Source organism: Kitasatospora cinereorecta (assembly GCF_024172095.1).
GTDB lineage: Bacteria > Actinomycetota > Actinomycetes > Streptomycetales > Streptomycetaceae > Kitasatospora > Kitasatospora cinereorecta.
On the sequence record NZ_JAMZDX010000009.1, the window covers coordinates 33,084 to 59,100 of the forward strand.

26 protein-coding genes and 1 pseudogene are annotated in these 26,017 nt (G+C 72.4%); 15 read left to right on the plus strand and 12 right to left on the minus strand.

What is annotated here, in order from left to right; all coding sequences use genetic code 11:
- Positions 1-50 precede the first annotated feature (50 nt).
- Entirely contained in the window at positions 51-3,335 is a 3,285-nt protein-coding gene (locus tag FHR36_RS37385) for a helix-turn-helix transcriptional regulator (protein ID WP_253804645.1), read from the plus strand.
- A gap of 104 nt (positions 3,336-3,439) precedes the next feature.
- Entirely contained in the window at positions 3,440-4,018 is a 579-nt protein-coding gene (locus FHR36_RS37390; RefSeq protein ID WP_253804646.1) for an RBBP9/YdeN family alpha/beta hydrolase, read from the plus strand.
- A gap of 68 nt (positions 4,019-4,086) precedes the next feature.
- On the opposite strand, the gene FHR36_RS37395 is transcribed toward FHR36_RS37390, so the two are convergent.
- Positions 4,087-4,677: a hypothetical protein gene (locus FHR36_RS37395; protein WP_253804647.1), complete on the minus strand. Its 591-nt coding sequence runs from the start codon at positions 4,675-4,677 to the stop codon at positions 4,087-4,089.
- A 251-nt stretch (positions 4,678-4,928) separates the two neighbouring features.
- Here FHR36_RS37395 and FHR36_RS37400 point away from each other — a divergent pair, with 251 nt between their 5' ends.
- From FHR36_RS37400 to FHR36_RS37410, 3 genes are all read left to right on the plus strand, one after another.
- Positions 4,929-5,711, plus strand: coding sequence for a CPBP family intramembrane glutamic endopeptidase (locus FHR36_RS37400; RefSeq protein WP_253804648.1), 783 nt, complete (start codon positions 4,929-4,931; stop codon positions 5,709-5,711).
- 181 nt (positions 5,712-5,892) lie between these two features.
- A complete protein-coding gene (locus FHR36_RS37405) occupies positions 5,893-7,113 on the plus strand; it encodes a sensor histidine kinase (RefSeq protein WP_301331236.1) in 1,221 nt (406 codons plus the stop codon).
- Positions 7,065-7,709 carry a response regulator transcription factor gene (locus FHR36_RS37410; protein WP_253804650.1) on the plus strand — a complete coding sequence of 215 codons (645 nt, stop codon included), beginning with the start codon at positions 7,065-7,067 and terminating at the stop codon, positions 7,707-7,709. The genes FHR36_RS37405 and FHR36_RS37410 overlap by 49 nt, the downstream gene beginning before the upstream one ends.
- Positions 7,710-7,790: 81 nt before the next feature.
- Here FHR36_RS37410 and FHR36_RS37415 read toward each other — a convergent pair whose 3' ends face one another.
- Together FHR36_RS37415 and FHR36_RS37420 are read right to left on the minus strand one after the other, a co-directional pair.
- On the minus strand, positions 7,791-8,294 hold the full coding sequence (locus FHR36_RS37415; RefSeq protein WP_253804651.1) for a DUF1269 domain-containing protein: 504 nt from the start codon (positions 8,292-8,294) through the stop codon (positions 7,791-7,793).
- A gap of 62 nt (positions 8,295-8,356) precedes the next feature.
- Positions 8,357-9,103 (minus strand): HU family DNA-binding protein, encoded by a 747-nt coding sequence (locus FHR36_RS37420; protein ID WP_253804652.1) that lies wholly within the window; start codon positions 9,101-9,103, stop codon positions 8,357-8,359.
- A gap of 165 nt (positions 9,104-9,268) precedes the next feature.
- Here FHR36_RS37420 and FHR36_RS37425 point away from each other — a divergent pair, with 165 nt between their 5' ends.
- From FHR36_RS37425 to FHR36_RS37435, 3 genes are all read left to right on the plus strand, one after another.
- Positions 9,269-9,778, plus strand: coding sequence for a SigE family RNA polymerase sigma factor (locus FHR36_RS37425; protein WP_253804653.1), 510 nt, complete (start codon positions 9,269-9,271; stop codon positions 9,776-9,778).
- Positions 9,775-10,677: a hypothetical protein gene (locus tag FHR36_RS37430; RefSeq protein ID WP_253804654.1), complete on the plus strand. Its 903-nt coding sequence runs from the start codon at positions 9,775-9,777 to the stop codon at positions 10,675-10,677. Before FHR36_RS37425 ends, FHR36_RS37430 begins: the two co-directional genes overlap by 4 nt.
- 111 nt (positions 10,678-10,788) lie before the next feature.
- Positions 10,789-11,157: a hypothetical protein gene (locus FHR36_RS37435; RefSeq protein ID WP_253804655.1), complete on the plus strand. Its 369-nt coding sequence runs from the start codon at positions 10,789-10,791 to the stop codon at positions 11,155-11,157.
- Positions 11,158-11,214: 57 nt separating this feature from the next.
- On the opposite strand, the gene FHR36_RS37440 is transcribed toward FHR36_RS37435, so the two are convergent.
- Positions 11,215-12,063 carry a MerR family transcriptional regulator gene (locus tag FHR36_RS37440; protein WP_253804656.1) on the minus strand — a complete coding sequence of 283 codons (849 nt, stop codon included), beginning with the start codon at positions 12,061-12,063 and terminating at the stop codon, positions 11,215-11,217.
- A 355-nt stretch (positions 12,064-12,418) separates the two neighbouring features.
- Here FHR36_RS37440 and FHR36_RS37445 point away from each other — a divergent pair, with 355 nt between their 5' ends.
- Together FHR36_RS37445 and FHR36_RS37450 are read left to right on the plus strand one after the other, a co-directional pair.
- Positions 12,419-12,616, plus strand: coding sequence for a ferredoxin (locus tag FHR36_RS37445; protein WP_253804657.1), 198 nt, complete (start codon positions 12,419-12,421; stop codon positions 12,614-12,616).
- A gap of 111 nt (positions 12,617-12,727) precedes the next feature.
- A complete protein-coding gene (locus FHR36_RS37450; protein ID WP_253804658.1) occupies positions 12,728-13,948 on the plus strand; it encodes a cytochrome P450 in 1,221 nt (406 codons plus the stop codon).
- Between the two features lie 43 nt (positions 13,949-13,991).
- On the opposite strand, the gene FHR36_RS37455 is transcribed toward FHR36_RS37450, so the two are convergent.
- A complete protein-coding gene (locus FHR36_RS37455; protein ID WP_253804659.1) occupies positions 13,992-14,432 on the minus strand; it encodes an NTP pyrophosphohydrolase in 441 nt (146 codons plus the stop codon).
- 220 nt (positions 14,433-14,652) lie between these two features.
- On the opposite strand from FHR36_RS37455, the gene FHR36_RS37460 reads away from it, so the two are divergent.
- Positions 14,653-15,408, plus strand: a complete 756-nt coding sequence (locus FHR36_RS37460) for a hypothetical protein (RefSeq protein WP_253804660.1) — start codon at positions 14,653-14,655, stop codon at positions 15,406-15,408.
- Between the two features lie 4 nt (positions 15,409-15,412).
- On the opposite strand, the gene FHR36_RS37465 is transcribed toward FHR36_RS37460, so the two are convergent.
- Together FHR36_RS37465 and FHR36_RS37470 are read right to left on the minus strand one after the other, a co-directional pair.
- On the minus strand, positions 15,413-16,192 hold the full coding sequence (locus tag FHR36_RS37465) for a hypothetical protein (RefSeq protein ID WP_253804661.1): 780 nt from the start codon (positions 16,190-16,192) through the stop codon (positions 15,413-15,415).
- 38 nt (positions 16,193-16,230) lie between these two features.
- Positions 16,231-16,692: a ribosomal protein L7/L12 gene (locus tag FHR36_RS37470; protein WP_308199732.1), complete on the minus strand. Its 462-nt coding sequence runs from the start codon at positions 16,690-16,692 to the stop codon at positions 16,231-16,233.
- A gap of 43 nt (positions 16,693-16,735) precedes the next feature.
- On the opposite strand from FHR36_RS37470, the gene FHR36_RS37475 reads away from it, so the two are divergent.
- Complete coding sequence (locus FHR36_RS37475) at positions 16,736-17,137, plus strand: hypothetical protein (protein ID WP_253804663.1); 402 nt, start codon at positions 16,736-16,738, stop codon at positions 17,135-17,137.
- A 74-nt stretch (positions 17,138-17,211) separates the two neighbouring features.
- Positions 17,212-18,126: an SDR family oxidoreductase gene (locus FHR36_RS37480; protein WP_253804664.1), complete on the plus strand. Its 915-nt coding sequence runs from the start codon at positions 17,212-17,214 to the stop codon at positions 18,124-18,126.
- Here FHR36_RS37480 and FHR36_RS37485 read toward each other — a convergent pair.
- Positions 18,117-18,710: a hypothetical protein gene (locus tag FHR36_RS37485; protein WP_253804665.1), complete on the minus strand. Its 594-nt coding sequence runs from the start codon at positions 18,708-18,710 to the stop codon at positions 18,117-18,119. The two genes, FHR36_RS37480 and FHR36_RS37485, sit on opposite strands and share 10 nt — an antisense overlap.
- 123 nt (positions 18,711-18,833) lie before the next feature.
- On the opposite strand from FHR36_RS37485, the gene FHR36_RS37490 reads away from it, so the two are divergent.
- Complete coding sequence (locus tag FHR36_RS37490) at positions 18,834-19,190, plus strand: hypothetical protein (RefSeq protein ID WP_253804666.1); 357 nt, start codon at positions 18,834-18,836, stop codon at positions 19,188-19,190.
- A gap of 141 nt (positions 19,191-19,331) precedes the next feature.
- Here FHR36_RS37490 and FHR36_RS37495 read toward each other — a convergent pair whose 3' ends face one another.
- From FHR36_RS37495 to FHR36_RS37505, 4 genes and pseudogenes are all read right to left on the minus strand, one after another.
- Positions 19,332-19,664, minus strand: coding sequence for a pentapeptide repeat-containing protein (locus FHR36_RS37495; RefSeq protein ID WP_253804667.1), 333 nt, complete (start codon positions 19,662-19,664; stop codon positions 19,332-19,334).
- A 7-nt stretch (positions 19,665-19,671) separates the two neighbouring features.
- Positions 19,672-19,758, minus strand: a pseudogene (locus FHR36_RS40455) (hypothetical protein); the annotation flags it as partial.
- 437 nt (positions 19,759-20,195) lie between these two features.
- Entirely contained in the window at positions 20,196-22,574 is a 2,379-nt protein-coding gene (locus FHR36_RS37500; RefSeq protein ID WP_253804668.1) for a glycoside hydrolase family 55 protein, read from the minus strand.
- 589 nt (positions 22,575-23,163) lie between these two features.
- A complete protein-coding gene (locus FHR36_RS37505; RefSeq protein ID WP_253804669.1) occupies positions 23,164-23,631 on the minus strand; it encodes a GNAT family N-acetyltransferase in 468 nt (155 codons plus the stop codon).
- A gap of 187 nt (positions 23,632-23,818) precedes the next feature.
- Here FHR36_RS37505 and helR point away from each other — a divergent pair, with 187 nt between their 5' ends.
- Positions 23,819-25,966, plus strand: coding sequence for an RNA polymerase recycling motor ATPase HelR (gene helR / locus FHR36_RS37510; RefSeq protein ID WP_253804670.1), 2,148 nt, complete (start codon positions 23,819-23,821; stop codon positions 25,964-25,966).
- Positions 25,967-26,017 lie beyond the last annotated feature (51 nt).

Consider the following 26,017-nt stretch of genomic DNA (forward strand, 5'->3'; position numbering starts at 1 on the left):
TCGGTGCCCCGCTTGTGGTGAGAACGTGTACAACGGGCTAGCCTCCGTGAATGCTCATCACATCGCCCTACGTCGTGGGCCGCGCCGGCGAGCTCGGCGCGCTCCGGACCGGCTTGGCCGCCGCCCGGCGCGGCGAGGGACGTGCCGTATTCCTCGGCGGCGAGGCCGGCATCGGCAAGTCCCGGCTGGCCGCCGACTGCGCGTACCAGGCGATCGCGGAGGGCATGGTGGTGCTGCGCGGCCGGGGCAGCACGGCCGGCGCGCCCGTCCCGTTCCGGCCGATCGCCGAGGCACTGCTCTCGCTGTTCCGGGTCGGCGGACCGCCGCAGGACCCCGGACTCGCGCCCTACCGGCCCGCACTGTCCGCCCTGGTGCCCGAATGGCGCGACCCGGCCGGGCTCGCCACCACCCCGTCCCTCACCGAGACCGCGGAGGCCGTGCTGCGGCTGCTCGCCGCAGTCGGCCGGGACGGCGCCGGCCCCCGCCCGCGAGGCTGCCTGGTGATCGTCGAGGACCTGCACGAGGCGGACGCCGAGACCCTGGCCGTCGTCGACTACCTGGTCGACAACCTCGCCGCCGTCCCCGTCCACCTGGTCTCCACCCTGCGCACCCAGGCCGGACCGGCCACCGACCTCGCCCACGCGGCCGTGGCCCGCCGCTCCGCCACCCTGATCGAACTGCTCCCGCTCGGGCCCGAGGACATCCGGTCACTGGCCGAGGCCTGCCTCTCCGCCCAGCCCGGCCAACTGCCCCAGCCCGTCACCGAACGGCTGGTCCGGGACGCCGCCGGCAACCCCTTCGTGGTCGAGGAACTGCTCAGCGGCATGGTCTCGGCCGGCGCCCTGCGGCGCGACGAGACCGCCGGCTGGCGGATCGGCGGCGACCTCGGCATCGAGGTGCCGACGACGGTGGTGCGCAGCGTCGCCCAGCGGGCTGCCCGGCTCGACCCGGCCGGCCGCGACCTGCTCAACGCCGCCGCGGTCCTCGGCCGCCGCTTCGCCCTGCCGGTGCTGAAGCTGGTGACCGGCCTGGACGACCGCAGCCTGCTGATCCACCTGCGGGCCGGCATCGACGCCCAGCTCATCTCGCCCAGCGGCCCGGTCGCCGACCGGTACGAGTTCCGGCACGCCCTGGTCACCGACGCGCTACTGGCCGGACTGCTGCCCGCCGAACGGGCCGCCATCGCCCGGCGGGCGGCGGAGGCCGTCGAGAAGGCGTACCCCGGCCTGCCCGGCGAGTGGCGCCAACTCGTCGCCGTCCTGCGGCAGACCGCCGGGGAGAGCGCCGCCGCCGGCCTGCTGTTCGCCGACGCGGGCCGGGCCGCCCTGGCCGGCGGCGCCGTTGACTCGGCGGTGTCGCTGCTGGAACGTGCGCACGAACTGGTCGCACCGCCCGCCGGGGCCGGACCGGGCACCGGCGACCCGGCCGGGCGGGGCTCCGGTGCAGCGGGCTTCGGTGTGGCGGGCTCGGGTGCGGTGGGCTCCGGTGCGGCGGGTTCCGGTGCGGCCGGTCTCGGCACCGGGACGGGGGCACCCGGGGACATCATGGCCGGGCTCGCCGACCGGACCGCAGGGGCGGCCGGCGCCGAGCAGGTGACGGCGGTGCTGGAGAGCCTGGTCTACGCCCTGATCGAGGGCGGCCGCCTCGACCGCGCCCTGGAACTGGTCGACACCTTCCCGCTCGGCGGACCCGGCGCGCTCGGCGACGCCCGCGCCGCCGCCCTGCACACCCGGCTCGCCTGGGCCGCCGTCTCCGCCGGCCGCTCCGCCGACGCCGCCGAGCAGGTCGCCCTGGTCCGCCGACTGCTGGACCGCTTCGACAGCGCCGCCCACCTGCCAGCCCTGGAAGTGGTCGAGGCCCACCTCGTCCTGGCCGGCGAGGAGGTGCCCGCCGCGGCCGCGACCGACGCCGCCGACTGCACCTGCGCCGGCGACCGTACCTTGGTCGACCGTGCCTGGGGCGACGACCGTACCGGCGTCGACGACCGTGTCTGCGCCGACGACCGCCGCTGCGTCGACGACCGCACGTGCGCCGCCGAACGGATCGCCCGACAGGCCGCCGAACAGGCCGAGCAGGCCGGCCTTCCGGTCGTCGCCTGCCAGGCCTGGCGGCTGCTGGCCATGGTCGAGCGGCGCCACGGCTTCGACCGCGCCGACCAGTGCCTGGAACGGATCCTCGCCATCGCCGGCCGCCACGAACTGCCCACCTGGCGCGTCGACGCCCTGCTGCGCCTCGGCGTCAACGAGTTCATGCGCCGCGGCCACTCCGCCCAACTGGAACGCGCCCACCGCGCCGCCCTCGACATGGGCGCCCTGGACCTCGCCCACACCGCCGAGGCCACCATGGCGATGCAGGCCGTGCTGTGCGGCGACTACGCGCGGGCCCGGGAACTGACCGACCGATGTCTGGAGGCCGCTGCCGGTCTGCGCAACGTCGACCACCGCCAGTTCGTCCTGCTCACCCGGGCCGCCATCGCCGCCCACCAGGGCCGCCGTCCCGAAATGGAACACGACCTCGCCGAGTTCCACCGCTGGGACGGCGCCCGCTCCCTCCAGCTCCCGCTCGCCTTCGGCAACTGCCGCGCCGTCTGCGCGCTGATGGAGGAGGAACGCGAGTCGGCCATCGAGGAACTCGACCACGCCCGCCGCTGGGAGGAGCGGAACCCGAGCGTCTTCTACCTCAACGGCCGCCACGGACTCGGCCCGCTGCTGCACGCCCTGGCCGGCCGGAACACCCCCGCCGAGCACGTGCGGATCGCCGCCGAGCACGCGGCCCAGCTCGCCTGGAACCGCCAGTTCGAGCGCCTCGCGCACGCCGTCCACGAAGGCCGGGCCGGCCGCCACGAGGAGGCCGCCCGCGCCGTCGAGCAGGCCCAGCACGCCGCCCGACCCTTCGCCATGGGCCGCCACCTGGGCCTGCGGCTGGTCGCCGAGGCCGCCCTCGTCGACGGCTGGGGCGAGCCCGTGACCTGGCTGCGCAGCGCCGAGGAGTACTTCCACGGCGCCTCCGTCCCCGCCGTCGCCAACGCCTGCCGCCGCCTGCTCCGCCAGGCCGGGGCGACCGTACCGCAACGCCGTACCGGCACCGACCTGATGCCCGCCGAACTGCGCCGCCAGGGCGTCACCGTGCGCGAGTACGAGGTGCTGCTGCTGGTCGCCCAGCGCCTGGGCAACCAGGAGATCGCCGCCCGGCTGAACATCTCGGCGCGCACCGTGGAGAAGCACGTGGGCAGCCTCCTCGGCAAGAGCGGGCAGGCGCACCGGGCGGCGCTGTCGGACTTCGCGGCGAGGGTGACGGCAGCCACCGCCCAGCCGGTCCAGGGGAAGGCGTCATGATCGTATGACCGGGCGCGGTGGATAGGATCCGGGCGTCCCTGCCGGCACGCCCCTTCCGGGTCGTCTCGCCGGCCCGTTCCTGCCGGTAGCCCCGGGAAGGAAGCATGATGACCGCACAGCCGACCTACCTCGTCCTGCCCGGCTACGAGGGCTCCGGGCCCGAGCACTGGCAGAGCCGCTGGGAGTCCGCCGACCCCGCCTTCCACCGGGTCGAACAGGCGGACTGGGACCACCCGGAGCTGTCCGCGTGGGTGGAGCGGCTGGACCGGGCGGTGGCCGCCGAGCGGGGCCCGGTGGTGCTGGTGGCCCACAGCCTCGGCTGCATCCTGGTGGCGCACTGGGCGGCCGCGGCCGCGGCAGCGGCTTCGGCTACGGCAGCGGGCGCGGGCACGGGCGTCGCGAAGGTGGCCGGGGCCCTGCTGGTGGCGCCCGCCGACATCGAGCGCGCGGGCGTGGCCGCCCTGGACGGCTTCTGCCCCGTCCCGCTGCAACCCCTGCCCTTCCCGGCCGTCGTGGTCGCCAGCACGGACGACCCGTGGTGCGCCCCGGACCGCTCACGCCACTTCGCCGACGCCTGGGGCGCGCGCCTGGTCGTCCCCGGAGCGTACGGCCACCTCAACACCGCGTCCGGGCTCGGCGACTGGCCGGACGGCCGGAAGGTGCTGGCGGACCTGACGGGCTGAGCCCTCGGGCCCTGAGCCCCCCTGAGCCCCCGCCCTGAGCCCGGCGGCGGTTCAGGAATGCGGGGCGATCAGAAGCAGACCACGTACAGGGCCGCGCCGGCCGCCAGCGCGGGGAGGACGGTCGGCCACAGCGCGGGGCGGGCGTGGGGCGGCTCGCTGCGACGGGTCGAGGCCGGGGCAGTGTCGATCTTGGCGAGCCGGACCTCGGCGGTCCACTCCGACCCGTCGGCGGGCACCACCCTGACGTGCCAGGGCCGCGCCGGGTCGTACTCGACCGGCACCGTGCGACCGGCCCGGAAGCGGTCCAGGTCCATCACGTTCACCCGGGCCGAGGTGTGCACCCGGTAGGCGGACTGACCGGCGGGCACGACGGTGAGGTCCAGGCGGACCTGGTGGTCCGGGCCCTCGCCGGTCGCCTTGGCCGACTCCACCCGGGCGACCGCCGGGGAGAGCGGACCGGTCGGCGTCAGCCCGGCCCGGCGGCGCCGGCCCGCGTGCACCAGCCCCCACGCGGCCATCGCCGTCCACGGCGCCAGGTTGATCCCGATCACGAAGCGGGCCACGCCCGATCCGCTGCCCAGCTCCACCGCCCCGGTCGCGACCGCCGCCAGCTCACCGCCGACCAGCACCCACAGCACCACGCCGATCCAGAACACCACGCCCCCCGACTCCTCGCGGCGCCCCGATCGGGCACGCGTCGGAGCGGATGGTACCGATCCGCGGCGGGTCGCCGTACGCCGGTCCCGTTCTAGGTCCAGGTCCAGGTCGTCCGAGGTGCAGGGGGCTTGCGTGCGGGGGGTGTAGCTGGGTGCACCTCGATTGGGTACCCAGCGGCAATGACCGGGGGAGCGGCGGCCGGGATCGTGGACGGTGTCGGAATCGGAGCCGTTGGATCGGGAGGGCAAGCGGTATGGGGACGTGGAAGGCGGAGGCCGGGGTGTTCGTCACCGTCGCGTTCGTGGCGGCGGGCGCGTGGGGAGCACTCCAACCCGCGACAGGCATACCACCGGAGGTGGTGCAGCTGACGCAGTTCGGGCCCGCCGTGGCGGTGGCGGTGGCGGCCCTGGTGTGGCCGACCAGGGTGCGGGGCCTGCTCGCCGGTGCCCTGCCAGCCCGGCGGCGGCCGGATGCCGCTGCGGGGCGCGGGCGAGGCCCGGCGCTGCTCCTCACCGCGCCGCTGATCGTTGCGTTGGCCGTGGCCGCGTACGCGGCCCTGGAGGGCACCGCCCGGATGACCGATCCGCAGTCGCTGTCGCACCCCTTCGCGCTGATCGTGGCGGCCCAGCTGGTCGGTGCCTGCGGAGAGGAGATCGGTTGGCGCTGCCTGCTCCAGCCGCTGCTGCGGCGGCGGTTCGGCCCGCTGGGCGCGTCGGTGGCGGTCGGTGCGGTGTGGGGCGGGTGGCACGTCCAGGTGTTCGCCCAGACGCCGCTGTACGCGGCCGGGTTCCTGCTGGCCACGGTGGCGATGTCGGTCGTCCTGGGGCTCGGCCTGGAGGGCGTGCGGTCCAACCGCCTGCTGCTGGCGGGCGGGTTCCACACCCTGGTCAACCTCGGCATGCTGCTGTTCCTGGACGAGGAGTCCGGCGCGGTGCTGCCCATGGTGCTGTTCGGTGCCGCGAGCCTGCTAGCCGCCCTGCCCTGGCTGCTGCGGGCACCGACTACGATCATGCCGGTCGCGTACGGGGCGCGCTGACGTGGGGGAACGACAGGTGGTCAGGTCCGAAGGGGGCGGGCGTTGGCCCGTCGGCGGTGCGCCGATCGGTGGTCCGGAGGCCGTCCGAGCACAGGCGAGCACGCAGCCGACCGACACGCGCCGGAGCGGTAGGTGGCGGGCCGGCGACTGGATCGCCGTCGCCCGGTGCCAACTCCTCTCGCTGGCGGCGCTCGCGGCCTGGGCCGTCGGTGCTCTCGTGGTCCTCGCGATCCTCCTGCTCCCGATCGGGGTCGGCTTCGCCCTGCTGCCGTCGTCCGCCGCCGCCCTGCGCCGACTCACCGACCGGCATCGGGCGTGGGCCGCCCGCTGGAGCGGCGTCCGGATCAGCCCGCCCGCGCCGCTCCCCGGCGAGGGCCTCACCCGCCGCCGGAGGGCGGTCGCCCTCCTGGGCGACGAAGGCTTCTGGCGGGACTTCGGTTGGGCGTGGCTGGAGCCGTGGACGGGCGGCCTGCTGGTGGCGGTCCCGCTCGCACTGGTCGAGTACGGGGTCTTCGGCGCCCTGGTGCAGCCGTTCATCTGGCGGCGCATCGACGACGGCAACTGGTACGCCTTCGTCCCCGTCCACTCCACCGCGACCATGCTCGCCGCCCTGCTCCTCGGCATCGCCTTTGTCGCGGCCGGGCTGCGCCTCGCCCCCGTCGTCCTGCGACTCCACACCCGTCTCGGCGGGCGCACGCTGTCCGCCCCGCGCGCCACCGAACTGGTCCGCAGGATCGAGGAGCTCACCGACACCAGGGCCGAGACGCTCGACACCCAGGCCGCCGAGCTCCGCCGCATCGAGCGCGACCTGCACGACGGCGCGCAGGCCCGCCTGGTCGCCCTCGGCCTGACCCTCGACCAGGCGACCCGCCTGCTGGACACCGATCCGCAAGCTGCCCGCGAGCTGCTGGCCGAGGTCCGGGCGACCTCCGGCCGGGCGTTGCAGGACCTGCGCGAGCTGGTCCACGGCATCCACCCGCCGGTCCTCGCCGACCGCGGTCTCGGCGACGCCGTCCGCTCACTCGCCCTCGACAGCTTCCTCGACGTCGTGGTCGCGGTGGAGCTGCCGGAGCGACTGCCCGCGCCAGTGGAGTCCGCCGGTTACTTCGCGGTCGCCGAGCTGCTGGCCAACGCGGGCAAGCACGCCGGTGCCCGCGAGGTGGCGATCCGGCTCGAACACGACCCCGCCCATGGCGCCCTGCGCATCACCGTCACCGACGACGGCCGCGGCGGCGCTGATCCCGCCCGGGGCAGCGGCCTGCGCGGCATCGAACGCCGCCTGTCGGCCTTCGACGGCACCCTCGCCCTGCACAGCCCGCCCGGCGGGCCGACCACCGCGACCCTGGAGATACCGTGCGCGTCGTCATCGCCGAAGACCTCTTCCTGCTCCGGGACGGGCTGACCCGTACCCTCCGGGAGCACGGCTGCGAGGTCGTGGCGGCCGTCGACAACGCCCCGGCCCTGCTGCGGGCCCTGCGCGACGAGGAACCGGACGTCGCCGTGGTCGACATCCGGCTGCCGCCGACGTTCACCGACGAAGGCCTGCAAGCCGCCCTGGAGGCCCGGCGCACCCGCCCCGGCCTGCCGATCCTGATCCTCTCCCAGTACGTCGACCAGCTCTACGCCCAGGAGCTGCTAGCCGGCGGCGAGGGCGCGATCGGTTACCTGCTCAAGGACCGGGTCACCCACACCGCACAGTTCGTCGACGCCGTCCGCACCGTCGCCGGCGGCGGCACGGTGATGGATCCGCAGGTCATCGCCAAGCTGCTCGCCCGCAGTGACGCCCGCGGCACCACCGCGGCGCTGAGCCCGCGCGAGCACGAGGTGCTGGAGCTGATGGCCGAGGGGCGGTCCAACGCCGCCATCATGAACGCCCTGCACATCGGTGAGAGCGCCGTTGCCAAGCACACCGCCGGGATCTTCGCCAAGCTGGGCATCGAGGCGTCCGCCGACGACAACCGCCGCGTTCTCGCGGTGCTGGCATATCTGAAGCGCTGAGCCAGCCCGCGCCAGTACGGCCGACCGCGGCGTCAGGCGTCCGGCATCGGGCGTCGGTCGGGCGAGGCGGAAGGACGGGAATCAGCCGTCGCTGTCGGCGGCGTCGTCGGCGATCGCGCGGAGGCGGGCCTCCTGTTCGGGGGAGAGGTCGGTCTCGATGAGTTCACCGTGCAGCGGGGCGAAGGCCGGCCGGACGCCCTCGAGCACGGCGTGCGAGGTGAGCAGGAACAGGGCCGAGGTCCCGGGGGTGACGCGCTCCCGGACCCGTGCGATGAACGCCGGATCCACCCCGGCACGGGCGAAGTGTCCGGCGGCGGCCCCGGCGGCCGCACCGACCGCCGTACCGACGACCGGCGCGAGGAAGAACGAACCGATCAGCAGACCCCAGAAACCGCCGCCCAGTGCACCCATTCCGGTGAGGCTGCTCGGTTCGCTGGTGGTGGGCTCGTCTGCGTGGGCCGGCCAACTCACCACCACCCCGTTCTCCACGACGATCTGCTTCCGCCGCTGGAGCTCCCGGAGAACGTGCAACGCCTCGGCCGCCCCGTCCGCGGTCGGGAAGCGCCAGACGGTCATCGTTGCCATCGAGGTCTCCGATCGGTTGGGAACAGCGTTGGGGGGACGCGGGACGGGACGGGACCACCCGCTCAGCCGGCGGCGCGGCTCGTCGTCCGCTTGGCGGCGGCCTTCTTGCCGGCCGCCGTCGCCGTCTTCTTGGCGGTCGTGGTCTTGCGGGCGGCCGGAGCCGTCGTCTTCTTGGCAGCGGCCGCGGTCTTCTTCGCCGTGACCGGCTTCGCGGCGACCTTCTTGGCGGTCGCCTTGGTCGCCGTCGCCTTCTTCGCGGCGGAGGTGGTCTTCTTGGCCACTGTCGCCGTGGTCTTCTTGGCGGTCACCTTCTTCGCGGTGACCGGGGCGGTGGTCTTCTTCGCGGTGGTCTTCCTGGCAGTCACCTTCTTCGCCGCCGCAGCCGGGGCGGCCGTTGCCGCGCTCGCGCGCTTGGCGGTGGTCTTCTTGGCGGCCGTCCGCTTGGTCGCTGACGTGGCGGCGGCGCCGGACGCGCCGGGAGTCAGCGAGCCCTTGGGGGCCTTCATGATGGACGGGCCCTCCTTGGGCATCTTCTTGGTGCCCGACACCAGGTCCTTGAAGCCCTGGCCGGGGCGGAAGCGCGGGACGGTGGACTTCTTCACCCGCACCCGCTCGCCGGTCTGCGGGTTGCGCGCGTACCGGGCCGAGCGCTGCACCTTCTCCAGCGTGCCGAAGCCGGTGACCGACACCCGCTCCCCGGCGACCACGGCGCGGACCATGACGTCGAGGACGGCGTCCACGGCGTCCTCCGCGGCGGCGCGGCTGCCGAGCTGTCCGGCGACCGCCTCGACGAGCTGTCCCTTGTTCATGACGATGTCTCCTTGACGAATCCGGGCGCGATATGTGCCATTTCGTCTTCAACGTAGGCTCCTGCGCCGTATCTCGCCTGTCGGCGCGGGCTGTTCGGGCGGGCAAAGGACAACTCGTCCCGCAGGCGTGACAACCATCCGCCCCCTCCCGGGCGTATAGGGACCGTGAGTCGATCAACGAGAGACGCCGACTACGCCGCCTTCGTCCGGGCGGCATGGCCCCGGCACCTGCGCACCGCCACCCTGCTCACCGGCGATCCGCACCGGGCCGAGGAACTGCTCCAGGACTGCCTGGTCAAGCTGTACGTCTGCTGGCCGCGGGTCTCCACCGCCGATCCGCACGCCTACCTGCGGCGGATGCTGGCCAACGGCCACGTCAGCTGGTGGCGTCGGATCCGCCGCGAAGTCCTCAGCGCCGACGCCTTCGAGGCCGCCGACCGGATCGCCGAGCCCACCGGGGCGCCGCGCGAACCCGACGACGAGCTGCGCCGGGCGCTGCTCGCCCTGCCGTACCGGCAGCGGGCGGTGGTCGTGCTGCGGCACATCGAGGACCTGAGCGAGAAGGAGACCGCAGCCGTGCTGGGTTGCACGGTCGGCTCCGTCAAGAGTCAGAACTTCAGGGCCATGGCGCGGTTGCGCGAGGCCCTCCGGGAGTACCAGGAGGCGGCACTGTGACCAGCGGACGCGGAACCGAGCGCGGGAACGGGCACGCAAGCGAGCCCGGAAACGAGGAAGAGTGCGGGCCGGAGCGGGGGGAGGAGGCGGCGGACGTCGTCGACGTGATCCGGACACTGGCCGACCGTCAGACCACGACGGCCCCGGCGCCGGTCGAGGAGCTGCTGCACCGCGGCCGCCGCGCGCGCCGAACGCGGGTGGCCCGACGGGTCGCGGTCGGCACCGGCACGTTGGCGCTGGTGGTCGCGGTGGCGGGCGTCCTCGCCCCGGCGCCCGCCGGGCGGCCCTCCGTCGTGGCACCGGCCTCCGCCACGCCAACGGCCGGGTCCGGCACCGGCTACCAGGTCACCCTCACCTACTCCGTGCAGAGCCAGGGTCGTCCGGAGGCCGACTACGTCGCGACCTACCGCGGTGAAGCCGATCCGACCCAGCACCGGGCCTACCTCACCTCGGACCTGACGCACGAGGAATGGCGGATCATCGACGACCAGGAGTTCCTCCACATCGGCACCGGGAAGTGGAGCAAGGGCCACCCGCCCGTCGGGCCGCTCGGCACCGTGGAGGTGAGCAAACTGATCGCGGTCACCCCCCAGGAACTCCTCGCCCACCTGCGCAGCCTCGGCAGTGTCACCAGGTCCGCCGACGGCGGGACGTACGTCTTCAGCTACGTCGCGAGCGACTCGGCCTACACCCTTGAACCGGCCACGCCGGGCAACACCGTGACCGGCACCGTGGTGCTGGACGGGGACAAATACCGGTCGATCACCCTGGAGACGGTCCTGGTCGCTGCGAGCGACGCCGGGGCCGACCACGACCCGGTCATCCGACGGATGGTCGTCGAGTTCTCCGGCTACGGCATCACGGTGCCGGTCGAGGTACCGGTGGTCGGCGCGCCGTGAGTGACGACCGCCGGATGCGCGGGGGTGGGCGCGGTACCCGTACCGGCGGAACACGCGCTCGGCCCGGCGGAACTGACCGCCGCGGCGCCCCCTCGGCGATACGATCGAAGCATGATCGGACGCGTACTCCCGGGTGGATCAGAGCTCTCGCTCTGGTCGAAGGACTCGTACCTGTCGATCGGCTCGGTCGGATCGGTGCTCTCCATCGGCTCGGTGGGGTCTGTGCTGTCGATCGGCTCGGTCGGCAGCACCCTGTCCGCCGCCTCGATCGGCAGCGCCCTGTCGGCGGTCTCGGCCGGGTCCTGGCTGAGCCTCGGTTCGCTGCTGTCGGCCCAGTCGTGCTGGTCGGTGCTCTCCTGGCGCGGCAATCGCGGCTTCCTGGCCACGGCGGCGACCGCCGGAACCGTGGCGGTGGCCGCCGCTGTGGCCGCGGCCGCGCTGACCGGCCGTCAGCCGGAGACGGGTCGGTCACGTCGGTGAGGGCAGGCGGGCCGGGCGGGCCAGGCCTGATCGGCCGGGCGGTGCGGCCCGGGCGCGCTACCAGAAGCGTGGCTGCCCGGGGATGGTCTCGAGGTCGCTGAGCAGCAGTTCGCGGTCGTCGTCCTCGGCGATGTCCTCGGCGGCGGCCAGTGCCTGCTCGGTCCACGTCCGGGCCTGTTCCCGGTCGCCGGCCACGGCGTGGGCGCGGGCCAGGGACTCGTACGCGTAGGCCAGGTCCCAGTCGCCGATGCCGTGCGCCCGGCAGATCTCCAGGCCGCGCCGGGCGTGGTGCAGGGCGGGTTCGGATCGTCCCAGCACGCTGTAGACGCGCGAGCACTGCCACTCGCCCCGGCTGAGGTTCACCGGCTGCCCGACCTGGCCCCAGTGGTGGCGCGAGGCGTGGGCCATGTGCAACATCCGGTCGTCGTCCTCGGGTGAGCGGTCCTCCCGTTCCAGCAGCCGCCACACGCCGTTGAACAGGTCGACGGCGGTGCGGCGCTCGTCCGCCGCGGTGTCGGCGGGGGAGGGGGCGGCGTCCTGGGCGGTCATGGTCGGGGCTCCGTTCTCGAGGAGGTGGTCGATGCGGTGCAGGTCGCCGCGGACCCGGTCCAGCCGGGCCTGCAGACGGCGGCGGTGGGCGGCCAGAACCTCGGCCAGCACCTGCTCGTCGTCCGGGGCGGCCAGGCAGGTACGGACCTGGTCGAGCGGCAGGTCGACCGAGCGCAACAGCTGCACCAGACGGGCGTGGGCGATCTGCTCGGTGCGGTAGAAGCGGTACCCGGTGTCCGGATCCACCACCGCGGGAGCCAGCAGCCCCACCCGGTCGTAGTGGCGCAGCGCCTTGGCGGTCAGACCGGCGAGGCGTGCCAGCTGACCGACCGTGAGCATGTTCGGGCCGTCGACCATGGCCCCGACCATAGAACTTTCCCGCGCGGGAACCTCAAATCGCCGCCCCGGCCGGTCGCGGTCGCGGGTCGCCCCCGTGGGCCGGCGGCCGCGGGACGGCCGAAAGCGGGTGCACGGATCCGGACACCTGGCGGCAGTTGGTACGGGAGTTGCCCGCGTGGGTACGCACGGCATTGGTTGGCGTGCTATCGGTTGACTCAGGCAACCGTTTCGACGTCGGCCGGGAGCCCGCGACCCGTGGGCACGTACTCCCCGCCCGCAGGCACGTGCTCCCGAGTTCCAGGCAAGTGCACCGCTGTCCAGGCAAGTGCTCCCGACCCCAGGCAACCCTGCCCGCCCCCGCCGGAGGTGCTCGATGAAGGTGACCGTCGACCAGGACCGCTGCTGCGGCTCGGGACAGTGCGTCCTGACCGCGCCCGAGGTCTTCGACCAGTCCGACGACGACGGCCTGGTCCGCCTGCTCCACCCCGGCCCGCCGCCGGAGCAGTACGCCTCCGTCCGGCTCGCCGCCGCCCTGTGCCCCGGCAACGCCATCACCGTCCACGACGCGTGACCACGACGCGTGACCACGACACGTGTCCACGACACGCGACCGCGACGCGTGTCCACGACGCGTGACCACGACGCCCTGCGTGGCAGCACCGGAAGACCCGGAAGGACCGGAATGACCACCGCCGCACACCGCGCCACCCCGACCGACCCCGCCGACCTGGCCGTCCCCGCCTCGCGCGGCGGCTGCCCCTTCGACCCCCCGCCCGCCTACGAACAGGCCCTCCACACCGCCCCCGTCACCCGCGCCGGACTGTGGGACGGCAGCTCCCTGTGGCTGGTCACCGGCCACGCCCAGGTCCGGGCCGTCCTCGCCGACCAGCGCTTCTCGGCCGACGCCCGCCACCCCGGCTTCCCCTTCCTCTCGCCCGGCCGCCGCGAACTGGTCACCCGGGCCACCCCCACCTTCCTGCGCCTCGACGGCGCCGAACACGCCCGGCAACGCCGGATGCTCACCGGTGACTTCATCGTCAAGCGGATCGAGGCCATGCGCCCCGAGATCCAGCGGATCGTCGACGACACCCTCGACCGGATGATCGCCGGCGGCTCGCCCGCCGACCTGGTCAGCGCCTTCGCCCTCCCCGTACCGTCCCTGGTCATCTGCCACCTGCTCGGCGTCCCGTACGAGGACCACACGTTCTTCCAGAGCCGCAGCACCGCCCTGCTCGACCTCGCCGCCCCCGCCGAGGACGTCGGCGTCGCCCAGCGCGAGCTCACCGACTACCTGCGCGAGCTGACCGGCCGCAAGCGCCGCCACCCCGACGAGAGCGTCCTCGGACGCCTCGCCGCCCGACCCGACATCACCCTCGAAGAGGCCGCCGCCATGGGCCTCCTGTTGCTGGTCGCGGGCCACGAGACCACCGCCAACATGACCGCCCTCGGCACCCTCGCCCTGCTCCGCAACCCCGAGCAGGCCGCCCGGCTGCGCGCCGAACCGGGCATCGCCAAGGGCGCCGTCGAGGAACTGCTGCGCTGGCTGAGTATCGTCCACCTCGGCGTTCCGCGCGTCGCCGTCGAGGACGTCGACCTCGACGGCACCCCGATCCGGGCCGGCGAAGGGGTGCTCTGCATGGTCTCCACGGCCAACCGCGACCCGGAGGTGTTCCCCGGCGGCGACCGGCTCGACATCGGCCGCGACGCCCGCCGCCACTTCGCCTTCGGCTTCGGCGTGCACCAGTGCCTCGGCCAGCCGCTCGCCCGTGCCGAGTTGCAGATCGCCCTGGAAACGCTGTTCCGGCGGCTGCCCGAGCTGCGGCTGGCCGTGCCGTACGAGTCGATCCGGTACCGGACCGACATGATCGTGTACGGGGTGCACGAGCTGCCCGTGGCCTGGTAGGACCCTGCCCCGGTGGCGGGATGCGCGGGCGCCGGTCCAGCAGTCAGGCCGGCCGGACCGTGCGCGGGCCGCACACCTCCGCACCGAGCGCGGTGACCCGGGCCCGCAGCCCGCGGTCCGCGGTCACCACCAGGCACTCGCGGTGCGGATGCGTACTCCTGGCGGCGGCGACGAGTTCGGTGATCCGGTCGTCGCCGCTGCCGGGAGCCGCCACCACCGCGACCCCCGTCCCGGGCAGCCCCTCCACCCCGCGGGCGGCGCCCTCCACGACGAGCACCACCTCCACCGGACCGGCCTGCGCCCACCGAGGCGCACCCGGACGGCCCGCCAACCCCCGCGCCGCGACCGGCACCAGCGCATCCCGCAGGCGTTCCGCCGCACCCCGGCGGTCCCGCCACCAGCCGTCCGGCACCGAACCCACCACATTGGCCGCGTCCACCACCAGCAACGGCGGCGGCACCTCAACACCGTCTCCCAGGCTCATGGACGGCAAGCCTGCCACGTCAGGCGGTGTGCGCCAGGTGGGGTCGGGCGGCGGGTGGGACGGCGGGGTGCCCGGTCGGTGGGAGGTCCCGGTCGTACGGCGCCCCGGACACCGCCGGGATCGCGTCAACTCGCGCCCGGGCGGCAGCACCCGAGCCACACCGCCGCGGGTTGTCGGCCCGGACTTCTACGATGATCGCTGCGCGACAGGAAGGAGCAGCGTGGACGAGACGACGGGCGGAGCGGACGGCGGAGCCTGCGGCGAGGTGCCGTACCGGACGGGCGACGTCCTGCGGATGGAGTGCCCGTTCACCAGCGCCACCGTCGCGGCCGTCGGCCGGTACCACGTCGCCGTCCGCTGGCCGTGGTGGGAGGTGGACACCGAGGCCCGAGGGATCGAGTGGAACGGCGACGTCGCACTGCCGACACCGGCCGACCACGGCTGGACGGACTCCTACTTCCGGACCGTGCCGCCCGAGGACCAATTGCGGGCCGGCGACCGGTGCCTGGTCGGGATCGCCCCGACCGTCGTGCACGTCCTGGCGGTGGACCACTTCGACCCGCCGCTGGAGACCGGCTGGCTGCCCCGACCCGCCGCGTACATCGAGTTCCTGCTCCAGGGGCAGTCCTTCGACCCCGAGCTGGAGGAACAGGGGCACACCGTCGACCCCGCGGGCGGTGAACCCGTCAGGTTCGCGCTGCTGTTCCGCCCCTACGCCTTCCTGGAGACCGGCGACGACCTCGTCGACCACGACGGCCGGGCCTGGCGCTTCGACGGCCCCTGGGACTGGCACCCGTACGACGGCGGTCCGGCCGACGCCCCCGCCTGGCCGCTCCACCTGCTCCACCGCGACGGCGACCCCGCCCCCGACGAGATCGCCGCCGTGGCCGCGGCCACCGCCACCGGCAGCCACGCGGACGTTGCGGCGCGGTGGGCCGAACTCACCCACGCGAGCCCGCTGCCGACCCGGAACTGACGGGTCAGGCCTCCTGCGCCGCGGCCGGGGCGAGGTCGGCCACCGGGGCAGCGGCGGCGGAGGGGTGCAGCGGGGACAGGCGGTAGACGACGTACCGCACCGCCGTGGTGAGGGGCTGGAGCCCCAGGTTCGCCACCAGCAGCGAGAGCTGGATGACGAGCGCTATGTTCCCGGAGCCGTCGACAGTGGCGATGACCACCTGCTGCAGCAGCGGGAAGCTCAGGGACGCGAGCAGGACCAGAGCCACCAGTGGTAGCACCACGCGGAGCCCGGTGTGGGACAGTCGCCACGCCCGGCGGATGCCCTGGCCCTCCACCAGGATCGCCATCGGCAGCAGGGATGCGCCGAACGACAGGTACAGAGAACAGAGCCCGACCACGATCGGCATGGGCGAGAACATGAAGTCGCCGAAGGTTCGGTCGTCCAGGACATAGACCAACAGTCCCGACTGGCCGGGCAGGCTCAGGAGGAGCGACCAGCCCCACAGACGTGTGATCCGCCGGACGTCCGGAAGCAGTGCGGTCATAAGGTCCGCGTCACCGTCGAGAATCCGCAGCTGTGTGGACCAGTTCCAGGCGGCGATGAGCCCATTGAGGGCGAGCAACAGCAGGTACCCGGTGGGCGGTGGCATCGTCCAGTCCACCACCGCCTGAAGCAGCCAGCCGGCCACGTACGCCACCGAGAACAGCAGCTGAACCACGAGCAGCCGCAACCAGCAGGCTGCCACCTTCGCCCGGAAGAGTCCCCACCACGGTGAGCCCGGCCTGTTCTCCGATTCGATCACCGGGGGACCCTAGCGCAGCGGTGATCACGACCGCACATCTATTCGGTCGGCGCCGGGCGGGTGAGCAGATCGGTGCCGTAGGTGGCGCACCACTCGCTGTCGCAGCTGGTGAGCGAGTTCGCCCGGCAGTGGGCGGTCGGCCAGTAGCGCGACTCGCACGGTCCGGGGTCGACCGGGCTGCCGTCGGCGGGCAGCGTCCGTACGCACCAGGTGCACACCACGGCGGCCTGCGCGCCGGCCTGCCGCAGGACTTCGGCGGCGCGGGTGGCCGTCTCGAGCGGGACGAGCTCGATGAGCGGCACCGGCGCGTTCGCCAGCGCGTCCTTGCTGCGCCAGAGGCTCAGCCCGGTCAGGGACCGTACCGCCTTGACCGCTTCCATACCGGCCCCGCCGGATCCGGTCAGTGACACAGTGAACTCCGGGTCCTCCACCGGCCCCTCCCTCGACATCCGTTCGCTCGGGCAGGTTCGAGTAGACCGTGCGGGAGCGCTGCCGGGCATCCGAGTTTCGTCCGCGCGCCGGCGCCCGTCGTAGGCTGGCGTGATGTTCGATCGGCTGCGTGTCGAGGTGGTGCCGGAAGGCCAGCGGTGGCCCGGCCAGGTGCGGATCGAGGTCAACGGGCGGGACGTGGCGGTCGAGTCCGTCGGCGAGGATGCCTGCGGGCTCTTCCTGGCGCACCTGTTCCCGGTCGGCGCGCCGAGCCCGTTGCGGGCGACCGTTGAGCCCCGGCGGGTGCGGATGGGCGAGCCGGACTGCACGGGTGGCTGCTGCGGCTACCTGTCGGTGGTCGTGCAGCGGATCGGCGGGATCGTGGAGTGGTCGGAGTGGCAGGTGCCGTACGAGGCGGCGCCGTTGCCGTGGTTCCACCTCGATGCCGACCGGTACGACGCCGTGGTACGGCGGGTGGAGGCGGAGCTGTCCGGGGTCGGCGCACCGGGCTCCTGAGGCCCGGGTCGGGCGCGGTGGGGCCAGAATGGGGCGAACAGGGCGGACAACGGTCGAGCGGGGTCGGGTGAGCCATGGCGGCGGTGCTGGACGGGAAGGTCGCGCTGGTCGCGGGAGCGACCCGCGGGGCGGGACGGGGGATCGCGGTCGAACTCGGCGCGGCCGGGGCGACGGTGTACGTGACCGGGCGGACCACCCGGGAGCGGCGCTCGGAGTACAACCGGCCCGAGACCATCGAGGACACCGCCGACCTGGTGACCGCGGCGGGCGGCCGCGGCATCGCCGTGCCGACCGACCACCTGGTCCCGGCCCAGGTCCAGGCGCTGGTGGAGCGGATCGACAGCGAGCAGGGCCGGTTGGACGTCCTCGTCAACGACGTCTGGGGCGGGGAGAACCTGTTCGGCTGGGACACCCCGGTGTGGGAGCACGACCTCGACAACGGGCTGCGGTTGCTCCGGCTCGGGGTGGACACCCATGCCATCACCAGCCACTTCGCCGTGCCGCTGCTGCTGGCGCACCCCGGCGGGCTGGTGGTCGAGATGACGGACGGCACCGCCGAGTACAACGGGGACCACTACCGCAACTCGCTCTTCTACGACCTCGCCAAGTCCTCCGTGCTGCGGATGGCGTTCGCGCTCGGCCATGAACTCGGCCCGCGCGGCGCCACCGCGGTGGCGCTGACCCCGGGCTGGCTGCGGTCGGAGATGATGCTCGACCACTTCGGCGTCACCGAGGCGAACTGGCGCGACGCACTCGCCCGCCAGCCGCACTTCGGCATCTCCGAGAGCCCCGCGTACGTCGGCCGCGCGGTCGCCGCCCTGGCCGCGGACCCGGGGGTCTCCCGGTGGAACGGCCGGTCGCTCTCCAGCGGCGCGCTCGCCCGGGAGTACGGCTTCACCGACCGCGACGGCAGCAGCCCCGACTGCTGGCGGTACCTGGTCGAGGTCCAGGAGGCCGGGAAGCCCGCCGACGCCACCGGCTACCGCTGAGAGCCGCCGCGTATCGCGGTGCCGCCGGAGCGCCGCGCGGCAGTCCCTGCCGGGGACGGGGCCGCCGAGGCGGTGACGAGGACGAGGAACCCGGAGACGGCGTAGAAGACGGCCGGTCCGGCGGTGAAGATGCGGGCCTGGCCCTTCAACGCCCGGCGGTACTCGCTCTCGGTGAGGTCGACCCGGACACTGTGCGGCGGCTGCGCCTGGCTGTCCCAGTGGCTGTAGAAGTAGCCCGAGGCGTCGGCCTGAGCGTCCTCGGCGCTGCCCGCTCCGGTGGCGAAGCCGAGTGCCGCGAGGCCGAGAACGAGTCCGTAGGCGACCTTGAGGGCGGGCGGCAGCAGCAGGACGTAGCGGAGCAGGAGGTAGCCGTTGCCCCGGCCCGGCAGGCGGGCCACAACGACGCCGCGGAACAGCGCGGTGGCGAAGACCGGGAACACCCCGATGAACAGGGTGGCGACGAGCCACATCGGCACGGTGAAGGCGCCGGGCAGCCAGGTTGACACCAGGCAGAGCAGCGTGGCCGCGCAGAGCACCGCCGCCACCACGAAGTGCACCCGATGGCTGCCGCGCAGCTCATCCATGTCGATTCCCCCCGACGGAACGTGATCAGCTGCACCCTAGACCCGGGCGGACCGCCGGGGAAGGCGATTCGGAGCGTTGTGCAACGGGTGCCCGCCGGGCCGCCGCGTGGCTACGCTGGCCGCATGATCGGTGTGGTGGGGGGACCGGAAGGCCCGGGCGAATGGATCATGATGTTCGCCCTGCTCTGGCCGTTGTACGGAACGTGGATCATGATCGCGCTGGGGATCGCCTGCGGCCGCGGCCCGCGCGGCCGGCGGGCCGCGCTGTACTGGACGCTGTCGTGGCTGCTGCCCGCCCTGCTGGGCTGGGTGCTGCTCGTGCCCAAGCCGTATGGCGGAGGTCCGCACCAACTGGACGACTTCCTGGGCATCCTCTGGTTCTTCTTCGGCCTGTTCGTCCTGCTGCCCTGGGGGACGGCCTTCCTGACGGCGCGTCGCCGCGCCCGGAAGCGCCGGACAACACCTTCGGCACATGCCTAGTGCCCCAAACCGCATAGGTACACCGGGTTGGCGGTGGCACTGTCCCGACCGGTTGGATGCGGGTGGCAATCCGAGATCCGGGGAAACACGGTGGCGGAGCCGGTCAAGGTTCGGAGACTTACCGACCAGGTGCCTGACCACTCAATCCGATGAATCGGTCGGATCAGGTGTCAGGTCCGACTGCAGAGCCGGGGCCGGGATCATGATCGCGGCGGCCGGCAGAAGGACGTCCGCCTCGGTGCCCGGGGCCTCGGAGACGACCACGCCCGCCGCTTCGACCTCGAAGCCGGCCGGCCTGGTGGTGAGGTCGCTCGCCAGCGCGCCTTCCAGTTTCGATCGCCGCAGGTCGGTACCGCTGAGGTCGCAGCCCCGGAGGTCGGCCGTGCGCAGGTCCGCGAACGAACACGGCCCCTGCGGCACGGGCTTTGCGCAAATTCGCCTCTCGTAGGTCAGCGCCGGAGAAGTTCGCTTCACGCAGGTCGGCTTTGAGTAGGCGTGCGCCGCGCAGATCGGCTTCGGTCAGGCGGGCCTGGTAGAGAATCGAGGTCCCGAGTTCGGCGTGGCGCATATTGGCCCTGATCAGCGACGCCCCGCGCAGGTTGACCTTGTACACGCTGTCGGCTCGACGAAGGTCGGTGCAGCTGACGTTGAGCCAACCTGCGTGACACTCCTGCCCGAGCACTCCGAGGCGGGTGAGCGCCACCTGGGCGTCCGCGGCGCGCGTCTGCAGCGGGCGCGCCGAGTTGATGGATGCGTCCGCCGCCGGGGCTCCCGGCTCCTGCGGCGGTCAGGGCAGGTGTGTTCTCAGGTACGGCGCCAACTAGGAGCGGTGAACCTATGTCAGAGCGCTGGCGAGGGGTCCTTCGGCCGGTCCCGCGCCAGGATGAGCATGGTCAGCTCGGCCGGGTGGTTCCCGGTGCGCACGTCCAGCGGCCCCCGGTGAGCGCCGCTACGAGCCCTCCGCCTCACCCGACGAGACTGGGCACTTCTCGATCGAGCAGTGCCTCATTCCAAGAGGTTCGCCCTTCTCATCCTGGCAAGAAGTGCGTTGAAGTCTGCCTTCAGGCCGGCCAGGTCCGCCGCTTGCGAGTCCACCTGGCTTTCCGCGCGCCGAGGAAGCGGTTCAATGACCCATGCATTTTCGGGAGCGTCCATGTCATAGATCGTCTGCCATTCCAGGTCCTTGTCGGGAGTCACGCCGCCGACGATCGGGTTCCAGTTCGGCTCCTGGTCGCCGGAGCGATTGTCCAGGGGGTAGGTCTGGCCGCCGGGGTAGGCGGTCAACCGATACAGGTGGCCGCGCCCGTTGGGATTCGCCGGCCTGATGACATCCCCGATGCGGTAGTGCTTCTGATGCGCCCAGGCGGCGTCTGCGGCGGCCGGTCGCATTCCGCACAGCGCCTTCACCGCCCACCCGATATCGGGTTGACGCTTCCCCTTCTCCGCAGGGACCGGGGTGGCATTGAGCATCAGATCGCCCGGGCTGTAGAAATCGACGCTGCTGCCGCCGTGCGGCACCGTGAAGGGAGATCCGGTGTAGACGACCCCGATCCTCCGCTCACCGAAGGCGTAGCTGCCGATCCAGGCATTGGGAAGCATCAGCCCGCCGGGAACCGGGCCGTTCTCGTACGAGTTCTGATCGTACGTGGGGCAGTCCACCCCGGCCGTGAGAGATGTTCGAATCCTGCCCTTGATCTGCGGCGTACGCGAGTCCGCCTGGGTGCGGAAGAAGGGGGTCTGGCTTCCGGTGTTCGGCTTGTCGTAGCCGTAGTCCTGAATGATCGTGGAGTCCGTATCACTTCCGAGGCAATTGAACGCCGAGACGTTGGGCCGGTACTCGCCCTCGCACAGCCACAGCAGGCCGTCGCGCTCTTCCAGCTTCGCGTCCGCCATCTTCGGGAAGGCGGGAATACCCTTCCTCTCAGGGGGCAGTCTATTCGACCCAAAAGTACGCCCGGCGTGAACTGCTCGATACACAAAGTTATTCCCCGGCGTCTGCCGCTCCCCCTCCTCGACATCGATCCCGTCGTCGGAGACCCAGTACTTGTGCACGTCGGAATGGTTGTTCCTGATGCGAAGGAAAGTAGATCCATTCCCGAGTGGACTGAAACCCCAGAACACCGAGTCGGAGGTATTGTCTATATCCCCTCCGACGACAGCAATATTTCTGCCCTGGAAAACCGATGGCGCATCGATCTCACCGTAGCAGCCGACGTACACAGAGGCCCTCGGAGTGCCCTCGCAGTTGAAGTTTCGACGTCGGTTCGCTGCCGTGTGGCACGAGACGAAGGTGGAACAAAGGAACGAGTGGTCATATATTCCATCACGCCCGTTCGACGTGGCATCAACGTCCACAACCAGCATGGCACTGGCGTTGACATTGTCCAGGCCGCCGATGTCCAGACCATTTCGACCGTTGCTGGTGAGGCGGCAGTCGCGTATCTGCACGAGGCCGACACTGACCACCGGCCTGACCTCGCTGGACGATATCGCTATTCCGTTGCGGCGGAAGCTCACAACGCTCATTCGCTCGATGCATACGCCGGTCGCCATGACACGTATGCCATCCATCTGTGGAGCCTGGTGGGTGGCGCCGGGATCTCCCTGGGCGGGGACCGAATGGAGGGCCAACTGGCGAAGCACGGCATAGTCCGAGCGGCCGCGAGGGGGCGTCATGGCCAATCCTGGCTCGAAGCCCACCAAGGCAATTGCGCAATAAACGGTCTCCCCGCCGACCTCGCCGATGTGAGTACTGGCGGACAGGTTGAAATTTCCGGATTCGACGTCCGCGATGATTCGACTGGTTTCGTCATGATAAGCCAGGCCGGCACCCTCCAGAATGCAACCGTTCGAGACGATGAGAGGCCTCTTGATCCGGTATTCACCAGGGGGCAGGTAGACGACACCACCGTCGGTGCTGCCGAGGCGCATCGCGCAGTCCAGGGCGCCCTGAATCGCGTCCGTGTCGTCGGCATTCTTGTCGGTAAGGCCGTTCCCCGCCGCTCCGAAGTCGAGCACATTCAGGCGCGTGTCACGGCGGGGGCGTATTGTCACCGTCCCCGAGGAATCGCAGTCACCGATCCAGTTCGGAGCGCTCACGCATTTGTCATTGATGTCCGCAGCAATGTCCGCAGCGCGGACAAGCTTTCCCGCACTGTTGACGCCGACCGCGCCGGGCCTGCCGGGGCCGATGCGGCCGGTGAAAGCACCGCTGATTTGAACCCTGACGTTCCCGGCAGTCACTGATTCCAGCGCCACCCCGAAGAACGGACTGGTGTGCAGGTTTCCCTTCTCAATGGCAGGGACGACGGTGCGTGATCCTGCAGTGCAGACCGCCTGGCCGGCCGCGACGGGCCGTGCGGCTCTCATGATTTCGACGTCCATCGAAACGCTCCTTCCGTCGAGGCTTCGTCGGTCGGACCGGTCGGCGTCAGCGCTGCCGAAGCGGGCGGCATCGGGCAGCGACTCGACATATTTCGAACGTGCCCGAATCACACTGTCACCTGGAGGCCCCTTGCACTGTCCCTCTTTCCACGCTAGGCACGACCATCGGCTTGCGCACCTCTCCAGGGCCCGACCACTGTCCCGGCTCCGGCTCCAGGATCAAGTGCATGATCACGAAGTCTCCGATTTCGTGATTCGCGTGAGCGATGCGACGCGCCGTCATGAGCGCGGCGACGAGGGCGAGTGGACGGGAACGGGAAGACGGGGCGAGGTCCGGGGGTTCGGCACCGGCGGCGTCGTGGGCTTTCGGTCAAGTTGCGACACCTTGTGCGGGCCGACGACCTCGCCCGTCGATAGCGCACCGTGTGGGTGCTGCCCCGGCGCACGATCGGTTGTAGCTACTGGCCCTCTCGTTCGGTCAGCCTCCTGATGTTGACCAACTCCGCCACCACGCCCCCAATCCCGTCGGATGTCTGTCTCATCCAACCGGTTCCGGCCCTGCCGCCGCCAACCCGGTAAACGTTCCCGGTCAGAGCACCAGGCGCGGCGGTGCGGCGGTGGCGGGATCGCGGCGCATGAAGACGTCCACCGGGTCCTCGGTCTCGAGGGTGAAGCCGAGGCGCTCGTAGAGGCGTCGGGCCGGGCTGCCCTGGAGGACGTTGAGCCGGACCGGGAGGCCGTCGCGGTCGCAGCGGTCGAGGAGTTCGCGCAGGACGGCGGTGCCGATGCCGCCGCCCTGGAGGTGCGGGGCGAGGTAGAAGTGCTCCAGCCAGTGGGCGTCCTCCGCCGGGCGGAGGGCGACGCAGCCGGCGACGGCGCCGTCCGACTCGATCACCCAGGTGTGCTCGGGAGCGAAGGCGTCCCGCAGCCGCTGGCGGACCAGGTGCCCGTCGTAACGTCCGAGCCGCTCCAGATCGGGTCGCATCACCACGGCCCGTACCTCGGCCACCGCCTCGACGTCCGCCGCCGCGGCCGGCCGGATCTCCCACTCCGCCATGATCACCAGCGTAGCGGGCGTCCGACCTGTGGGGTAAATGACGGAGGCAAGGAGGGAAAGCCGCTCCTTGCCACTCTCAACGTATAGCGCACAGGGGGCCTTGCGGCAAGGCCCCCGTCCTCCCGCACAATCGCTCACCGAGGCCGGGAGCTGCGAAACGGGAACGGCCTCAGAACGGAGCTGATGCGTGAACCCCCTGACCACTCGTGCGTTCGACCTGCCCGAGCACCTGGCGCCCAAGGACGACCCGGCGCTGATCGCGGGCGACGAGGAGCACTTCGCGGCCGTCGCGGACAGCCTCGACCGGGCGATCGCCGAGCTGTCCGACCGCCTCGACGCGGCCCGCCGCGCACCCGGCGGCGCCGGGCGGGAGGCGATGGACCGCGACCTGGAGGTCCACCGGCTGACCGCCCGGCTGCGCGCCCTGCGCCGCTACGGCCTCGACCTGTGCCTGGGTCGGATGGTCGGCGCGGACGACCCCGAGCCCGTCTACGTCGGGCGCCTGGGCCTCACCGACCCCGCCGGCCGTCGACTGCTGCTCGACTGGCGCGCGCCCGCGGCCGAGCCGTTCTTCGCCGCCACCCACGCCGACCCGATGGGTCTGGCCAGCCGCCGCCGGTACCGCTGGACCCGCGGCCGGATCACCGACTACTGGGACGAGGTGTTCACCCCGGACGCTCTCGAGGGGCACGCCGCGCTCGACGACCAGTCCGCGTTCATCGCCGGCCTCGGTGCCAGCCGGTCGGCCCGGATGCGGGACGTGCTCGCCACCATCCAGGCCGACCAGGACGCCGTCATCCGGGCCGACTCCCGCGGCGCCCTGGTGGTCGACGGCGGCCCGGGCACCGGCAAGACCGTGGTCGCCCTGCACCGCTCCGCCTACCTGCTGTACGCCGACCCGCGGCTCGGCCACCGCCGCGGTGGCGTGCTGTTCGTCGGCCCGCACCGGCCGTACCTCGACTACGTCGCCGACGTCCTGCCCAGCCTCGGCGAGGAGGGCGTGCAGACGTGCACCCTGCGCGACCTGGTGGACGAAGGCGCCGCGGCGGTCGTCGAGAGCGACCCGGAGGTGGCGCGGCTGAAGTCCTCCGCCGCGATGGTGAAGGCGATCGAGGCGGCGGTCCGGTTCTACGAGGAGCCGCCCGCCGAGGGGATGGCCGTCACCACCGACTGGGCCGACCTGTGGCTGAGCGCCGCCGACTGGGCCGAGGCGTTCGACGCGGCCGAGCCCGGCACCCCGCACAACGAGGCGCGCGAGCAGATCTGGGAGGAACTGGTCGCCATCCTGCTGGACAAGCTCGACGGCGAGGTGCCGGCCGAGGTGTTCGGACGCGCCCTTCGGCAGGACGAGGAACTGGTCACCACGCTCCGGCGGGCCTGGCCGATGCTTGACGCCGCCGACCTGGTCGCGGACCTCTGGTCGGTGCCCGCGTACCTGCGCAGGTGCGCACCCTGGCTCGACCCGGAGGACGTCCGCAGGCTGCGCCGGAAGAGCACCGAGGCTTGGACCGTCTCCGACCTGCCCCTGCTGGACGCCGCCCGGCAGCGGCTCGGCGACGCCGACGCGGACCGGCGCCTGCGCCGGAACAAGGCCGCCGTCGCCGCCCAGCGCGCGCAGATGGCCGAGGTCATCGACCACCTGGTCCGGGCGGACGCCGACGGCGAAGGGGTCGTCACCATGCTGCGCGGGCGCGACCTCCAGGACAGCCTGGTCGACCAATCCGGCCTCACCGCTGCCGACCCCGACCGGCTGGCCGGCCCGTTCGCCCACATCGTGGTTGACGAGGCGCAGGAACTGACCGACGCGGAGTGGCAGATGCTGCTGCTGCGCTGCCCCTCGCGCAGCTTCACCATCGTCGGCGACCGCGCCCAGGCCCGGCACGGCTTCACCGAGTCCTGGCAGGAGCGGCTCGCCCGGATCGGCCTCGACCGCGCCACGGTGACCTCACTGACCATCAACTACCGTACGCCCGAAGAGGTGATGGCGGAGGCCGAGCCGGTCATCCGCGCCGCGCTCCCGGACGCCAACGTGCCCGCCTCCATCCGCCGCAGCGGCATCCCGGTGCGGCACGGCTCGGTCACGGAGCTGGACGCGATCCTCGAGAGCTGGCTCGCCGAGCACGCCGACGGCACAGCCTGCGTCATCGGCGACCCCGCGTTCCGTGAGACCTCGCGCATCCGCTCGCTCACACCCGAACTGTCCAAGGGCCTCGAGTTCGACCTGGTCGTCCTGGTCGAGCCGGACGCCTTCGGCGAGGGTGTCGAGGGCGCGGTCGACCGCTACGTCGCGATGACCCGCGCCACCCGCCAGCTGGTGGTCCTCCGGAAGCCGTAGGGAACCCAGGGCCGCGCGGCAAAGTTGAACGCGTTCAATATGTCTGACACT

Excerpts from the sequence above, each read along its gene's own strand:
- FHR36_RS37480 (WP_253804664.1), top strand. The coding sequence starts at position 17,212 with ATGGCGGCGGTGCTGGACGGGAAGGTCGCGCTGGTCGCGGGAGCGACC.
- FHR36_RS37440 (WP_253804656.1), bottom strand. The coding sequence starts at position 12,063 with ATGGTCGACGGCCCGAACATGCTCACGGTCGGTCAGCTGGCACGCCTC.
- FHR36_RS37450 (WP_253804658.1), top strand. The coding sequence starts at position 12,728 with ATGACCACCGCCGCACACCGCGCCACCCCGACCGACCCCGCCGACCTG.
- FHR36_RS37400 (WP_253804648.1), top strand. The coding sequence starts at position 4,929 with ATGGGGACGTGGAAGGCGGAGGCCGGGGTGTTCGTCACCGTCGCGTTC.
- FHR36_RS37500 (WP_253804668.1), bottom strand. The coding sequence starts at position 22,574 with ATGGACGTCGAAATCATGAGAGCCGCACGGCCCGTCGCGGCCGGCCAG.
- FHR36_RS37385 (WP_253804645.1), top strand. The coding sequence starts at position 51 with ATGCTCATCACATCGCCCTACGTCGTGGGCCGCGCCGGCGAGCTCGGC.
- FHR36_RS37490 (WP_253804666.1), top strand. The coding sequence starts at position 18,834 with ATGATCGGTGTGGTGGGGGGACCGGAAGGCCCGGGCGAATGGATCATG.
- FHR36_RS37420 (WP_253804652.1), bottom strand. The coding sequence starts at position 9,103 with ATGAACAAGGGACAGCTCGTCGAGGCGGTCGCCGGACAGCTCGGCAGC.
- FHR36_RS37470 (WP_308199732.1), bottom strand. The coding sequence starts at position 16,692 with ATGCCCGGCAGCGCTCCCGCACGGTCTACTCGAACCTGCCCGAGCGAA.
- FHR36_RS37435 (WP_253804655.1), top strand. The coding sequence starts at position 10,789 with ATGATCGGACGCGTACTCCCGGGTGGATCAGAGCTCTCGCTCTGGTCG.
- FHR36_RS37445 (WP_253804657.1), top strand. The coding sequence starts at position 12,419 with ATGAAGGTGACCGTCGACCAGGACCGCTGCTGCGGCTCGGGACAGTGC.
- FHR36_RS37455 (WP_253804659.1), bottom strand. The coding sequence starts at position 14,432 with ATGAGCCTGGGAGACGGTGTTGAGGTGCCGCCGCCGTTGCTGGTGGTG.
- FHR36_RS37415 (WP_253804651.1), bottom strand. The coding sequence starts at position 8,294 with ATGGCAACGATGACCGTCTGGCGCTTCCCGACCGCGGACGGGGCGGCC.
- FHR36_RS37505 (WP_253804669.1), bottom strand. The coding sequence starts at position 23,631 with ATGGCGGAGTGGGAGATCCGGCCGGCCGCGGCGGCGGACGTCGAGGCG.
- FHR36_RS37485 (WP_253804665.1), bottom strand. The coding sequence starts at position 18,710 with ATGGATGAGCTGCGCGGCAGCCATCGGGTGCACTTCGTGGTGGCGGCG.
- FHR36_RS37390 (WP_253804646.1), top strand. The coding sequence starts at position 3,440 with ATGATGACCGCACAGCCGACCTACCTCGTCCTGCCCGGCTACGAGGGC.
- FHR36_RS37475 (WP_253804663.1), top strand. The coding sequence starts at position 16,736 with ATGTTCGATCGGCTGCGTGTCGAGGTGGTGCCGGAAGGCCAGCGGTGG.